At 52.1% G+C, this 13,412-nt stretch carries 14 protein-coding genes; 7 read left to right on the forward strand and 7 right to left on the reverse strand.

Annotated features, from left to right (window positions below; translation table 11 throughout):
* Window positions 1–11 precede the first annotated feature (11 nt).
* Window positions 12–1,808: an aryl-sulfate sulfotransferase gene (locus J4613_RS12785; RefSeq protein WP_000460259.1), complete on the reverse strand. Its 1,797-nt coding sequence runs from the start codon at window positions 1,806–1,808 to the stop codon at window positions 12–14.
* Window positions 1,809–2,207: 399 nt separating this feature from the next.
* On the opposite strand from J4613_RS12785, the gene J4613_RS22820 reads away from it, so the two are divergent.
* On the forward strand, window positions 2,208–2,384 hold the full coding sequence (locus J4613_RS22820) for a hypothetical protein (protein WP_000469259.1): 177 nt from the start codon (window positions 2,208–2,210) through the stop codon (window positions 2,382–2,384).
* A 66-nt stretch (window positions 2,385–2,450) separates the two neighbouring features.
* Here J4613_RS22820 and zupT read toward each other — a convergent pair whose 3' ends face one another.
* Entirely contained in the window at window positions 2,451–3,224 is a 774-nt protein-coding gene (gene zupT / locus J4613_RS12790; protein ID WP_000115874.1) for a zinc transporter ZupT, read from the reverse strand.
* A 140-nt stretch (window positions 3,225–3,364) separates the two neighbouring features.
* Between zupT and ygiD the strand changes: the two genes are divergently transcribed.
* Window positions 3,365–4,153, forward strand: a complete 789-nt coding sequence (gene ygiD, locus J4613_RS12795; protein ID WP_000059619.1) for a 4,5-DOPA dioxygenase extradiol — start codon at window positions 3,365–3,367, stop codon at window positions 4,151–4,153.
* Between the two features lie 60 nt (window positions 4,154–4,213).
* On the opposite strand, the gene J4613_RS12800 is transcribed toward ygiD, so the two are convergent.
* The 3 genes from J4613_RS12800 to tolC form a co-directional block, all read right to left on the reverse strand.
* Window positions 4,214–5,377 carry a glutathionylspermidine synthase family protein gene (locus tag J4613_RS12800; RefSeq protein WP_000442833.1) on the reverse strand — a complete coding sequence of 388 codons (1,164 nt, stop codon included), beginning with the start codon at window positions 5,375–5,377 and terminating at the stop codon, window positions 4,214–4,216.
* A 5-nt stretch (window positions 5,378–5,382) separates the two neighbouring features.
* Entirely contained in the window at window positions 5,383–6,054 is a 672-nt protein-coding gene (locus J4613_RS12805) for a DUF1190 family protein (protein ID WP_000831528.1), read from the reverse strand.
* Window positions 6,055–6,266: 212 nt separating this feature from the next.
* Window positions 6,267–7,742, reverse strand: a complete 1,476-nt coding sequence (gene tolC, locus J4613_RS12810) for an outer membrane channel protein TolC (RefSeq protein WP_001663008.1) — start codon at window positions 7,740–7,742, stop codon at window positions 6,267–6,269.
* A 200-nt stretch (window positions 7,743–7,942) separates the two neighbouring features.
* Between tolC and nudF the strand changes: the two genes are divergently transcribed.
* Genes nudF through parE form a run of 5 tightly spaced genes read left to right on the forward strand, consistent with a single transcriptional unit; the run spans window position 7,943 to window position 12,347 of the window.
* The gene (nudF, locus tag J4613_RS12815) at window positions 7,943–8,575 is read left to right on the forward strand and encodes an ADP-ribose diphosphatase (RefSeq protein ID WP_001231950.1); all 633 of its coding nucleotides are present in this window, start codon (window positions 7,943–7,945) and stop codon (window positions 8,573–8,575) included.
* On the forward strand, window positions 8,572–8,994 hold the full coding sequence (locus J4613_RS12820; protein WP_000833404.1) for a DUF1249 family protein: 423 nt from the start codon (window positions 8,572–8,574) through the stop codon (window positions 8,992–8,994). Before nudF ends, J4613_RS12820 begins: the two co-directional genes overlap by 4 nt.
* 24 nt (window positions 8,995–9,018) lie before the next feature.
* A complete protein-coding gene (cpdA, locus tag J4613_RS12825) occupies window positions 9,019–9,846 on the forward strand; it encodes a 3',5'-cyclic-AMP phosphodiesterase (RefSeq protein WP_000444735.1) in 828 nt (275 codons plus the stop codon).
* Complete coding sequence (yqiA, locus tag J4613_RS12830; RefSeq protein WP_000105725.1) at window positions 9,846–10,427, forward strand: esterase YqiA; 582 nt, start codon at window positions 9,846–9,848, stop codon at window positions 10,425–10,427. Before cpdA ends, yqiA begins: the two co-directional genes overlap by 1 nt.
* A 27-nt stretch (window positions 10,428–10,454) precedes the next feature.
* Window positions 10,455–12,347 carry a DNA topoisomerase IV subunit B gene (gene parE / locus J4613_RS12835; RefSeq protein WP_000195318.1) on the forward strand — a complete coding sequence of 631 codons (1,893 nt, stop codon included), beginning with the start codon at window positions 10,455–10,457 and terminating at the stop codon, window positions 12,345–12,347.
* Between the two features lie 124 nt (window positions 12,348–12,471).
* Here parE and J4613_RS12840 read toward each other — a convergent pair whose 3' ends face one another.
* On the reverse strand, window positions 12,472–12,786 hold the full coding sequence (locus J4613_RS12840) for a putative quinol monooxygenase (RefSeq protein ID WP_000958587.1): 315 nt from the start codon (window positions 12,784–12,786) through the stop codon (window positions 12,472–12,474).
* Window positions 12,787–12,817: 31 nt separating this feature from the next.
* Window positions 12,818–13,399 (reverse strand): NAD(P)H-dependent oxidoreductase, encoded by a 582-nt coding sequence (locus tag J4613_RS12845; RefSeq protein ID WP_000065416.1) that lies wholly within the window; start codon window positions 13,397–13,399, stop codon window positions 12,818–12,820.
* Between the last annotated feature and the right edge of the window lie 13 nt (window positions 13,400–13,412).

Below are 13,412 nucleotides of genomic sequence, written 5' to 3' on the forward strand. Positions count from 1 at the left end.
CTTCCCGTTATTTATTTAAACATTTGCGTTGGATGAACCAGTAATGCACGATAGTGAGTCTGGTTGGGTTTATCCGACAGCACATCAATTTCAACTTTCACTTCTTTCGTTTTATAGTCAATCTCATTCAGTTTGCCGACTGTGGGTTTACCAACGTCGAACAGGTTAATAGAACCGCCAAAGCCGAACATGGTGTCGCGGTCTTTTTGATATTCAACAACCGAGGTAATAGGACTATAGAAATCATATCCACGTTCTTTACCGTATTCCCAAACTTGTTGTACGGTGCCTTTCTTCTCATCGATCTTATATTCGACAAAACGGGAATATTTCATGGTCGGTAGAGCCGGTTGCTCCAGGCCGCGACCATCGCCGTTATCAAAGACCGTTAACGTGCCTTTGCTGGAAAGCCATGCCGTATGTTGGGTATAGGTGAAATCGAAATCGGTGTCCTTACACTTGCCGTTTTCGTCACAGGTCAACGGCTTACCATGATCGTCTACCGGTTTCAGCAATTTACTGGCTAGCTGCTTATTCCAGCCTTTAGACGGTGCCAGTATCCATTTCACCTGCTTATCGCGACCAATTTTTACAATACCCTGATGGCGGGAAGAAAGGATGATGGAGTCGTCTTTCGCGTCATAAGCGATAGAGTTGACGTGCGCCCAGTTACGACCGGCACCAACGCCAAGCGCATCACCATACGGCGTATCCGGTTCAAGTTTCGCCTGCTGTCCGGCATGGGCCAGATCGACGTTCACGCATACTGCGCCCGCATCCAGCGCGCCGAGCAGCGCATCACGCATAGGGTCGAGGATTTTGGTTAAATCCCAAACGTCTACTACGCGGCCAGACTTATCGACCTCAATGATTTGGTCACGAATAGTATGAACATGTATGCCGTCTTCTTTGCGGTAATCGCGTTTGCCGACGCGCAGCAGTACGGTGCCGTTCACGGTTTCGATGGATTCATGAGACGCATCCAGGAACCCGCGCGGCAGTTTATGATCGGCAAGAATTTGCCCCATCATGTCAAACTCGTACCAGTGTTGGCCCTGCACCGCGGTAAAGGTGCCGCGAGGCGTTTCACGAATACCCATCAGGTAGCCGCGTTTGTTGATATTCATATCGTGGCCGTCGTAGAAGGTATCTTGATCCAGCCACCAGCGATATTCACCCTGGGTGTCGACCACAAACGTATAAGGGGCGATATCGAAAGGCAAAGCCCCGCCCGCCGGGCCGGCATCAAGAATGCCCGCATTTTTATCTTTTTCGCCGTGCCAGTGAAATTCAGCGCCCTGCGGCGTAAAGGTATGGGTATTTACCAGATAAAGGCGATCTTCAAATCCTGGCGCAACTTTAATAACTTTCGTTTGCTGGAGATCTGAAATAGAACGGTTATCCATATAATGGTTGACGATGGCGGACGTCTGCACCACATAGTCATCCTTCATGGCTTTGCCGTTTTCTTTATATTCTACCGTGACGTTGTTGGCAAATTTCTGATAAAGGCCAAAAATAGGAATACCGTCATAGGTTTCTAAAGACTCTTTCCCAACAGTATAAGTAACAGGAACGCCTTTTTCCCCTTTGCCATGTACAGTAACTTTAACGTCTGAAATAATATGGCTATCTAATTCCACCAGCGCGGTGAGAGGGGCATTTCCGTAAGGATCGACAACGACTGCGCCTAATTTTCCTGCGGGCTGTGCCGGTTGAAAACCTGCGGCAAACGTACTGGCTGCGGTGAGTCCGCATGTCAGTGCGACGGCACCGGCAAGTATTGTTTTCCGGTATTGGTCAAACATGGATATATCTCCTTATATACAACTTCTAAATATAATACTTCTGAATATACTATGTTTTTATGAATAATAAATGAGGTAAATGATTGGTCTTTAAATATAAGTCATGATGCTGTTACTTATTTTAAAGTATATTCTGTATCAATATTTTTTAATTGCCTGAGTGAGTCGATAGTAGGAGTGTGATATTTTAAGAACAATATAAATTAGTACGAAGTGTGATCTTATCGACATTGTTTTCTGCTTAATACCTCTTTCATTATTGTGTTTCACCACTGATTTATATGATCAAAATCATTTATTTGTTCCACAAATATGCCAGTATATGAATACGTCAAAATAAGGGTATGTAAAATTTTAACGTTAAATGTTTAGTGATGTTAAATTTTAAGGGTAAAAAGGATGTTTATTGCCTGGTATTGGATAATATTAATCGTTCTGGTGGTAGTAGGGTATATTTGCCATATGAAGCGTTATTGCAGAGCGTTTCGGCAAGACAGAGATGCATTACTTGAAGCGCGAACGAAACGTTTTCGCCAGACGAGCGAAGGCGACAGCGTGATGAATGAGCAGAAATAGCGCATATCCTTGACGGGCAGCCGGATGTTGCCTGGCTAAAGGCCTGCATCCGGCGCGACGTTTCTCTTAACCGATACCTATCGTCTGCAAAATGACGAGACTGAGCCCCATGATGGACATACCGCAAAGCACGCCATAGCTGGGGTTATTGTTAGGATCGATCTCTTTTGCCAGCGGCATCAGTTCATCGACGGAGAGCGCCACCATAATGCCGGCGACTGCCGCCATGATAGCCGCCATAACGATCGGTGAAACCAGGCTGCCCAAAATCAGCCACGCCAGTACGCCGCCAAGAATTTCCGCCATGCCGGAGATACCGGCCCAAAAAATCGCGGTACGTTTTGAGCCCGTCGCGGCATAAACCGGGCCGGCAACCGCCAGACCTTCAGGAATATTGTGCAACGCCACCGCCAGTGCGATGCCGAAACCCAGTTCAAGATTGCTGCTGGCAGTGACAAAGGTGGCGATCCCTTCCGGAAAGTTGTGCAGGCTAATGCCGAGCGTCAATAAAATCGCAGTGCGTTTTATCGAGCCGGGAAGCGGCTGCTGCCTTTTTTGCACCAGATCCTGCGGATGAGCGTGAGGAAGCAGGCGGTCCAGCCCGAAGTAGCCCAACAGGCCGATAATAAACATTCCGTAGCCCAGTACAGGCGACATCCCCTCGGTATCAAGCGCGGCGGGCAGCATCTCCATCAGCGAGATAAGCAGCATGATCCCTGCGGCGAAGCCCAGCGAAAAAGCCAGCACGCGGTTAGACGGTTTTTGGCCGAGAACGCCAAGAAACGCGCCAATAAAGGTGGCGGCGCCCGCCAGTAAGGTCAGAATAAGTGGTACTGACATCCATTACTCCTTATCAATTTGCCGTCCGAACCTGACCTTCAAAATAACTGATGATCTTCATCATAGTTATCTGAGTTCTTCCTCTGTGAAGAAAGCGTATGGTGATGTTAACAAAATGTCTTTCTTGTAAGGATAACATCATGTCTTTAACGTGTATGCCAGCATTGTTTTTGGGGCATGGCAGCCCGATGAACGTGCTGGACGATAACGATTATACCCGCGCCTGGCGGCGATTGGGGGAAGCCCTACCGCGACCACAGGCGATAGTGGTGGTGTCGGCGCACTGGTATACCCGTGGGACTGGCGTCACAGCGATGGAAAGGCCGCAAACTCTCCATGATTTTGGCGGTTTTCCGCAGGCGCTGTATGACATGCATTATCCGGCTCCTGGATCGCCTGCGCTGGCGCAGCGTCTGGTTGAACTGTTGGCTCCCGTTCCCGTCGCGCTCGATAAAGAGGCGTGGGGATTTGATCACGGCTCCTGGGGCGTATTGATCAAGATGTACCCGAATGCGGATATCCCGATGGTGCAGCTTAGTGTTGATAGTACCAAACCGGCGGCATGGCATTTTGAGATGGGTCGTAAACTGGCGACGCTGCGTGACGAAGGCGTGATGCTGGTGGCTAGCGGGAATGTGGTTCATAACCTGCGGACTGTGCGTTGGCACGGTGACAATATACCGTATCCCTGGGCGGCGTCATTTAATGACTTTGTGAAAGCCAACCTGACGTGGCAGGGGCCGGTAGAACAGCACCCGCTGGTGAATTATCTGCAACATGAAGGGGGGGCCTTATCGAACCCGACGCCGGAGCACTTTTTGCCTTTGCTGTATGTACTTGGCGCCTGGGACGGCAAGGAACCTATCACCATCCCGGTCGACGGTATTGAGATGGGCAGTATAAGTATGTTGTCGGTGCAGGTGGGGTAGCCGGATAAGGCGCGGAATGATTGCCCGATGGCGCTACGCCCATCGGGCTTACAGGAGAATCTATCCTTCGACAAAAATATGCGGATAGAAGCGGGAGAGATCCTGGGTGATCAGCGCCCGATCTTCACGGATACCAATTCCGGCGGGCTGATCGTTAATCAGCCAGCTACCAATCAGGGTGTAACTGTCGCCGAATTTTGGCAGCGGATAGAACTGTTGCACGATCATACCCTCTTCGCCATACGGGCCTTCCACGGATTCGATCGTTTTACCGTTTTCAATAATCGATACGTTCGCCCCTTCGCGGGAGAAGATCGGTTTCACGACATATTTATCCATTGGCGGATGTTCGTCTTCGGCGAAATACGCAGGCAACAGATTCGGATGGTCCGGGAACATCTCCCACAACAGCGGCAATAACGCTTTATTGGAGATAATGCTTTTCCAGGCCGGTTCCAGCCAGCGCACGCCGGCATCTTCCAGCTTGGTGGAAAACATCTCGCGCAGCATAAATTCCCACGGATAGAGCTTGAACAGGTTCGCAATGACCTGATCCTGCAGATCCGTAAATTGGCCTTTTTCCCCCAGACCAATATCGTCGATATAGAGAAATTCGGTGGCGATTTCCGCTTCGGCCGCGCAGTCCTGTAAATACTGAATAGTGCCGCGATCCTCAACCGTATCGCGACAGCAGGTGAGATGCAGCAACTGAAAACCGTACTGCTCGCGAAGTTCAGCAAAGCGTTCAATCAGCTTTTCCTGCAGGCTATTAAACTGATCGCTGCCTTCCGGCAGATTGCCCGCGTTGATCTGATCTTCCAGCCAAATCCACTGAAAAAACGCCGCTTCATACAGCGATGTTGGCGTGTCGGCATTATTTTCGAGCAGCTTAGGTTCGCCGATGCCGTCCCAGGCCAGATCGAGGCGGGAATAGAGCGACGGTTGTTGCGTTTGCCAGGACTGGCGAACAAAACCCCAGGTATGTTTTGGAATACGAAACTTCGTCATCAGCTCATCGCTGGCGATGACGCGTTCTACTACCTTGAGGCACATCTGGTGCAGCTCGGCGGTAACGTCTTCCAGTTTTTCCACCTGGGCGAGCGTTAACTTGTAATAAGCGTCTTCACACCAGTACGGTTCACCATACATAGTGTGAAAATTAAACCCGTATTCAGTCGCTTTATCGCGCCAGTCCGGGCGCTCGGTAATACTGACTCTTTCCATGCGTATCAGCCGCCCATCGAACGTGTTGAAGTACCGGCAGCGCTACGCTGCATGGTGCTCTGTTTGGCGACGGATTCGCCAAAACCGCCGCGGGTAACGGTTGTTGTGGTGGCAGGTTTCGGCGCCATCGCGGTTTTTGGTACGGTCATTGTCCGGCCCGGTTGCGCCGCGCCGTAGTTTTTACCTGCCGCATCGGTATATTTGCCGTATGCAGGGCTGGCCGGGTTTTTCGAGCTAAACAGCGGCTGTTGCGCAAAGCCTGCGCCGCCGCCCATCAGACGCCCCATCATGTAACCTGCCATAAGCGGCATCCAGAAACTGCCGCTGGATTGTTGGGCCTGCGCCTGATTTTCCGGCGCCATGCCAGCCTGTGCGGGCGCTTGCTGGCACTGGCCTTCGCCAAACTCAGCGACGCAATCTTCGCGTGTAGCGTACTTAGGCGCAGTACGTTCGGCCTCTTTCAGCGCATTGTTATACGCGGTTGTACACTCCGCGCTTTTGCCCGGATTCGCCGCTGAACAGTCATCAGCGTTTTGATACAGCGATACGGTTTCATCGCTTTTTTCACAGCCAGCCAGCATAAAAACAGCCGTAACCGCCAGGGCGACCGGCGTTAAATGCCGCGCGCTCCAGCTTTTGCGAAATGATGCGTGATGGATGGATTTTGTCCGTTTCATATTTGTCTTCCAGGACCCAGTGGTAAATACAACATGCGTTCAGAATAGAGGATGACTGGTCGAAATTGAAGCGAGAAAAGGCGAGAATGCGGCGGAATAGCAGGATCTTTACGTTGTCTTACGTTCAGGCGCGGCTTTATGACAGGTAGCGCCGCGCTTACCAGACCTACAAGGGCATAGGTCTGATAAACGCAGCGCCAGCGAATAACTTATCAATGCCGGAATGGATTGCCGTTATTGCTGTTGGCGCGAGCGGCGGTCGGCTGTACTGCCGGCGCGGCGCTATGAGCATTATAACCGTCTGCGGCAGCATCCTGCTCTGGCGTTTCCGGCGCTACGCTTTCCGGCGACGTCGGGATAGGTTTACCCAACGTACTGTTAAGCGCGAGCAGATCCTGCTCGTTCAGCGTACCGAGCGCATATTTGATATTTAACTGATTAATCAAATAGGTATAACGCGCGTTGGCCAGTTGCTGCTTGGCATCATACAGAGTGGTGGTGGCATCCAGTACGTCAACAATGGTACGTGTACCGACCGAGTAACCAGCTTCCATTGCATCCAAAGAACTTTGTGCGGAAACGACCGCCTGTTTATACGCGTTGATGCTGCTGATGGAGGCGTTAATATTGTTAAAGGAAGAACGTACGGTCTGCACCACGCTACGGTGCGCGCTTTCCAGCTGTTCGCTTGCGCCGACGAAGTTATACTGCGCCTGTTTTACCTGCGAGTTAACCATCCCGCCTTGATACAGCGGCAGGGAGAAGTTCAGGCCGATTTTATTCTGCCCCATGTTGCTATCGTCGTACTGGGCGGAGTTGGTTTTAGAACCGCTATAAGAGGTATCAGAAATGCCGGTTGAGGCCGTTAAATTCAGCGTCGGCAGGTGACCATCCTGCGCCTGACGGATTTGCTCGCGCGCCAGATCCTGACTTAAACGCGCCTGCAACAGCGACAGGTTACGGTTTTCCGCTTCCTTCAGCAGCGCATTAACAGCTTTAGGTTTGTCGGTTTTAAAATGCTCGACGTTAAGCGACGCCAGCTCCGGGTAATAATTGCCGGTCACTTGGCGCAGCTCTTCTACCGCGTTATCTAGGTTGTTGCGGGCGGTCACTTCATTCGCCAGTACGGTATCATATTGCGCACGGGCGTTTTGCACGTCGGTAATGGCGACCAGACCCACGTTAAAACGTTGCGTCGTTTGATCTAACTGACGGTAGATAGCCTCTTTTTGCGCCTGGGTATAGGAAAGCACATCAATAGCGTTCAATACCTTAAAATACGCGTTCGCGGTATTGAGGATCAGCGTCTGCTGATCGGTCTGATAGGTGACATCCTGAATGCCTGCTGCTTTTTCTTGCAGGGTGAGCCCACGCCATTTCGACATATCAAATAGCGTCTGCGTTAATTGCAGGGAAGCGCTGGTTTCATTGGAGTTGATACCGTTCGCATCGCGATAACCGTTGCTGTAGGTGTAGTCGGCACCTAAACCCAGTTGCGGCAGTAAAGGACTACGCGCTTCGTTAATTTTTTCGAATGCAGCATCGCGATCGGCAGCGGATTTACGCAATTCCGGGTTGCTCAGGCGTGCTTGCTGATAAACTTGCATCAGGTTCTCTGCCTGGCTTAGTGTGCTGAACCCCGACAGGCTCAGGCCGATAAGGATGGGGAGCAATTTCTTCATTTGCATTCCTTGTTGTGAAGCAGTATTTAGCGCTGATCAATTTGTAAAAATAATTGCTGATTCTAGCAGAATCCGCCACTGCAAAAAGTTGGCGTTACGTGCCATACGAGCCTTAATTGGCACCAATTTACCACAAGGGTGATAAAACAGCAGTCAACCACCCTTGAAATTCATCATTTAATCATTATTGCTAGCAGGGCAGCACAATGCGTAAATCAGACAACTTGCCAGTTACTTTCACCAAAAGCGATGTAGAAATTATTGCACGGGAAACGCGCTATCGCGGTTTTTTTTCATTGGATGTGTATCGATTCCGCCATCGTTTATTCAACGGAGAAATGAGTGGCGAGGTAAAGCGCGAAATTTTTGAGCGCGGGCACGCCGCCGTCTTGCTACCCTTTGACCCTGAACGCGACGAGGTGGTGCTGGTCGAACAGATTCGTATTGCCGCGTATGACACAAGCGTTACGCCGTGGCTGCTGGAGATGGTCGCCGGCATGATAGAAGAAGGCGAAACCATTGAGGCGGTCGCCCGGCGGGAGGCGATGGAAGAAGCAGGGCTGACCGTGGGCCGTACCCGACCGGTCATCAGTTACCTGGCGAGTCCTGGAGGAACCAGCGAGCGCTCATCTATTCTGGTGGGTGAAGTGGACGCCACGACCGCGGCAGGTATTCATGGTCTGGCGGATGAAAACGAAGATATTCGGGTTCATGTGGTAAGCCGGGAGCAGGCATACCAGTGGGTAGAAGAGGGGAAAATCGACAACGCAGCCGCAGTCATCGCTTTGCAATGGCTTCAGTTGCATCATCAAGAGTTAAAAAACGAGTGGAAAAAATGAAGCGTTATACACCTGACTTCCCAGAAATGATGCGTTTGTGCGAAACCAATTTTTCGCAATTGCGCCGCCTGCTGCCGCGCAATGACGCCCCCGGTGAAACGGTGAGCTATCAGGTGGGCAACGTACAATATCGGTTAACGATTGTGGAATCGACCCGATACACTACGCTTGTAACGATCGAGCAAACGGCGCCAGCCATCACCTACTGGAGCCTGCCGTCGCTGACGGTGCGCCTCTACCATGATGCGATGGTGGCTGAAGTGTGTTCAAGCCAGCAGATCTTTCGCTTCAAAGCGCGGTATGATTATCCAAATAAAAAGTTGCATCAACGCGACGAAAAGCATCAAATTAATCAGTTTCTGGCCGACTGGCTACGATTCTGTTTAGCACATGGAGCGATGGCGATTCCGGTTTATTAGCGTCGTGAAACCTAAGGACACCATTTGGAAAGCCTGTTAACCCTACCTCTGGCTGGTGAGGCCCGAGTCAGGATTTTACAAATTACAGATACTCACCTGTTTGCCGAAAAGCATGAAACGCTGTTAGGCGTCAATACCTGGGAAAGTTACCAGGCCGTGCTGGAGGCTATTCGGGCGCAACAGTATGAATATGATCTGATCGTGGCGACCGGCGATCTGGCGCAGGATCAATCCGCTGCGGCTTATCAGCATTTTGCTGAGGGTATCGCAAGCTTTCGCGCGCCTTGCGTTTGGCTACCGGGCAATCATGATTTTCAGCCGGCAATGTACAGCGCGCTGCAAGAGGCGGGGATTTCCCCGGCTAAACGCGTGTTAATCGGTGAACAATGGCAGATTTTGTTGCTGGATAGCCAGGTGTTTGGCGTCCCGCATGGCGAACTGAGCGAGTTCCAACTGGAATGGCTTGAGCGTAAGCTCGCCGATGCGCCAGAGAGACAGACATTGCTCCTGTTGCACCACCATCCGTTGCCGGCAGGGTGCAGTTGGCTGGATCAGCACAGCTTGCGTAATGCTGGTGAGCTGGATAGCGTGCTGGCGAATTTCCCGCGTGTAAAGTATCTGCTATGCGGACATATTCACCAGGAGCTGGATCTCGACTGGAACGGACGGCGTCTGCTGGCGTCGCCGTCAACCTGTGTACAGTTCAAACCGCACTGCGCGAACTTTACGCTGGATACTATCGCGCCGGGCTGGCGTACGCTGGAGCTCCGGGCGAACGGCGTCCTGGAGACGGAAGTGCATCGCCTGCAGGATACCCGGTTCCGACCCGATACCGCTTCGGAAGGATACTGATGTCTACGCTTCTCTATTTGCACGGATTCAACAGTTCCCCTCGCTCGGCAAAAGCGTGCCAGCTAAAAAACTGGCTGGCGGAGCGTCATCCGCATGTTGAGATGATCGTCCCTCAACTACCGCCGTATCCTGCCGATGCGGCGGAGTTGCTGGAATCTCTCGTACTTGAGCATGGCGGTGCGCCATTAGGGCTGGTAGGATCGTCGCTGGGTGGTTATTACGCCACCTGGCTGTCGCAATGTTTTATGCTGCCGGCTGTGGTGGTGAATCCCGCCGTGCGGCCCTTTGAATTACTGACCGACTATCTCGGTCAGAACGAGAACCCCTACACCGGGCAGCAATATGTGCTAGAGTCTCGCCATATTTATGATCTTAAAGTCATGCAGATTGACCCGCTGGAAGCGCCGGACCTGATCTGGCTACTGCAACAGACGGGCGATGAAGTGCTGGATTACCGCCAGGCGGTGGCATATTACGCCTCCTGCCGTCAGACAGTGACCGAGGGGGGTAATCACGCATTCACGGGCTTCGAAGATTATTTCAACCAGATTGTCGATTTTCTTGGACTGCACAGTTGCTGACAATCAATTCGAATTGCTAATTAAACCATGACGCAAACTTATAACGCTGATGCCATTGAGGTACTCACTGGGCTTGAGCCGGTACGCCGCCGCCCGGGGATGTACACCGATACGACCCGCCCCAACCATTTGGGTCAGGAAGTAATTGATAATAGTGTGGATGAAGCACTGGCAGGTCACGCCAAACGCGTGGATGTCATTTTACATGCCGATCAATCGCTGGAAGTGATTGACGACGGACGCGGGATGCCGGTGGATATCCATCCGGAAGAGGGGGTTCCGGCGGTAGAACTGATCCTCTGTCGGCTTCATGCCGGCGGTAAATTCTCCAATAAGAACTATCAGTTCTCTGGTGGTCTGCATGGGGTGGGGATTTCGGTAGTAAATGCCCTGTCAAAGCGCGTGGAAGTGACCGTGCGCCGCGACGGTCAGGTCTATAACATCGCGTTTGAAAACGGCGAAAAAGTGCAGGATTTGCAGGTTGTCGGCACCTGCGGTAAACGTAATACTGGAACCAGCGTCCATTTCTGGCCGGACGAAAGTTTCTTCGACAGCCCGCGTTTTTCTGTCTCTCGCTTAATGCACGTTCTGAAAGCAAAAGCGGTGCTGTGTCCCGGCGTGGAAATCACTTTTAAAGATGAAGTGAATAACAGCGAGCAGCGCTGGTGCTACCAGGATGGTCTGAACGACTATCTGGGCGAAGCGGTAAACGGCCTGCCGACGCTGCCGGAAAAGCCGTTTATCGGTAATTTTAACGGTGAAACGGAAGCGGTTGACTGGGCGCTATTGTGGCTGCCGGAAGGCGGCGAATTACTGACGGAAAGCTACGTCAACCTGATCCCGACCATGCAGGGGGGGACGCACGTCAACGGTCTGCGCCAGGGCCTGCTCGACGCGATGCGCGAATTTTGCGAATACCGCAATATTCTGCCGCGCGGCGTCAAACTGTCGGCGGAAGATATCTGGGATCGCTGCGCTTATGTGCTCTCCGTGAAAATGCAGGACCCGCAATTTGCCGGGCAGACTAAAGAGCGTCTGTCGTCGCGTCAATGTGCGGCATTTGTTTCCGGCGTGGTGAAAGATGCCTTCAGCCTGTGGCTGAACCAGAACGTGCAGGCGGCGGAACAACTGGCAGAGATGGCGATTGCCAGCGCGCAGCGGCGACTGCGCGCCGCAAAAAAAGTGGTACGCAAAAAGCTCACCAGCGGTCCGGCGTTGCCGGGGAAACTGGCGGACTGTACCGCGCAGGATCTTAATCGGACCGAGCTGTTCCTTGTGGAAGGGGATTCGGCGGGCGGTTCCGCCAAGCAGGCGCGCGATCGCGAATATCAGGCGATCATGCCGCTCAAAGGTAAGATCCTTAACACCTGGGAGGTCTCTTCCGATGAAGTGCTGGCCTCGCAAGAGGTGCATGATATTTCCGTGGCGATCGGTATCGATCCGGACAGCGACGATCTGAGTCAGCTGCGCTACGGCAAGATCTGTATCCTGGCGGATGCGGACTCCGATGGTTTGCATATCGCTACTCTGCTTTGCGCGCTGTTTGTCAGACATTTCCGCGCGCTGGTGAAGAATGGTCATGTCTATGTCGCGCTACCGCCACTATACCGTATCGATTTGGGTAAAGAGGTCTATTACGCGCTGACGGAAGAAGAGAAGGCGGGCGTACTGGAACAACTGAAGCGTAAGAAAGGCAAGCCGAACGTACAGCGTTTCAAAGGCCTGGGTGAAATGAACCCGATGCAGTTACGCGAAACCACGCTTGATCCAAATACTCGCCGCCTGGTGCAGCTCACCATTAGCGATGAAGACGATCAGCGTACTAACGCGATGATGGATATGCTGCTGGCGAAGAAACGTTCTGAAGATCGACGCAACTGGCTACAGGAAAAAGGCGATCTCGCGGATCTCGACGTGTAACGGTTGTTGCACGCTTTATCCGGTCTGCGTGGCGCAGGCCGGATAAGCGAATTCGACATGACGCCGCAGCCTGATGGCGACACTTGCGCATCGCATCAGGGAGACGTCAGACGAGGGTAATAACTTAAACGCCGGATTCCAGAATACGAATATTCATTTCCAGCACATCGTCTTTTACCGCGTCGCTGTAGGCTTTCATATGCGGGGTTTGCAGATGTGCCTCAAGGTGCGCAACGCTTTCCCACTGTTCAATCATCACGATCGAGTCAGGCGCCAGAGTCTGAAAACTCACGCCCGCGGCATGATCCACCATCGGCGCGTAACCGTGGCACCCCTCTTCTTTAAGAACGGTTGGAATAATTTTCGCAAACTGGTCGAGGACGGCCTGACGGTGATGTTGGCCCGGACGCGTGCGAATTTCGGCAATGACGGTAAGCATGGTTAACTCCTTCTAATTCCAGGATGACCAGTTAAGCAAAAATTTCGCTCAGATGCTTGCGATATTCTGCGGTATAGCGCGGAACATCCGGCATTTTAATCACGTCGTTGGCAATAAACGTTGGCAGCGCGTCCATGCCCAGGAACTGGTTGGCTTTATGGAATGGCAGATAGACGCCATCTACGCCTACGCCGTGGAAAAACTGATCTTTTTCGGTAAATGCTTCCATCGGCGCGTTCCACGTCAGTGACAGCATATATTTTTTCCCCTGCACCAGACCGCCGGAACCGTACTTTTTAGCGGCATCGGAACGCGTGCGGCCATCGCTGGCATAGAGCGTACCGTGACCTTCGGTAAAGACATCATCCATATATTTTTTTACTGTCCATGGCGCGCCCATCCACCAGCCTGGCATCTGCCAAATCACCACGTCAGCCCAGACGAAATTCTGCACCTCTTCTTTAATGTCATAGTCGCTGTCGGCGCGGACGATCTTAACCTGATGACCCAGATCGCGCAGCAGCCCATCGGCAACTTCGGTCAGGGTGTCATTCAACTGGCCGTTGGAGTGCGCGAATTTTTTCGCCCCGTTGATAATCAGGATGTTACTCATTTTGTGTCCTCAA

The sequence above is a fragment of the Salmonella sp. 32020114201800008SM genome (genome assembly GCF_017572025.1).
Classification (GTDB): Bacteria; Pseudomonadota; Gammaproteobacteria; order Enterobacterales; family Enterobacteriaceae; genus Salmonella; species Salmonella enterica.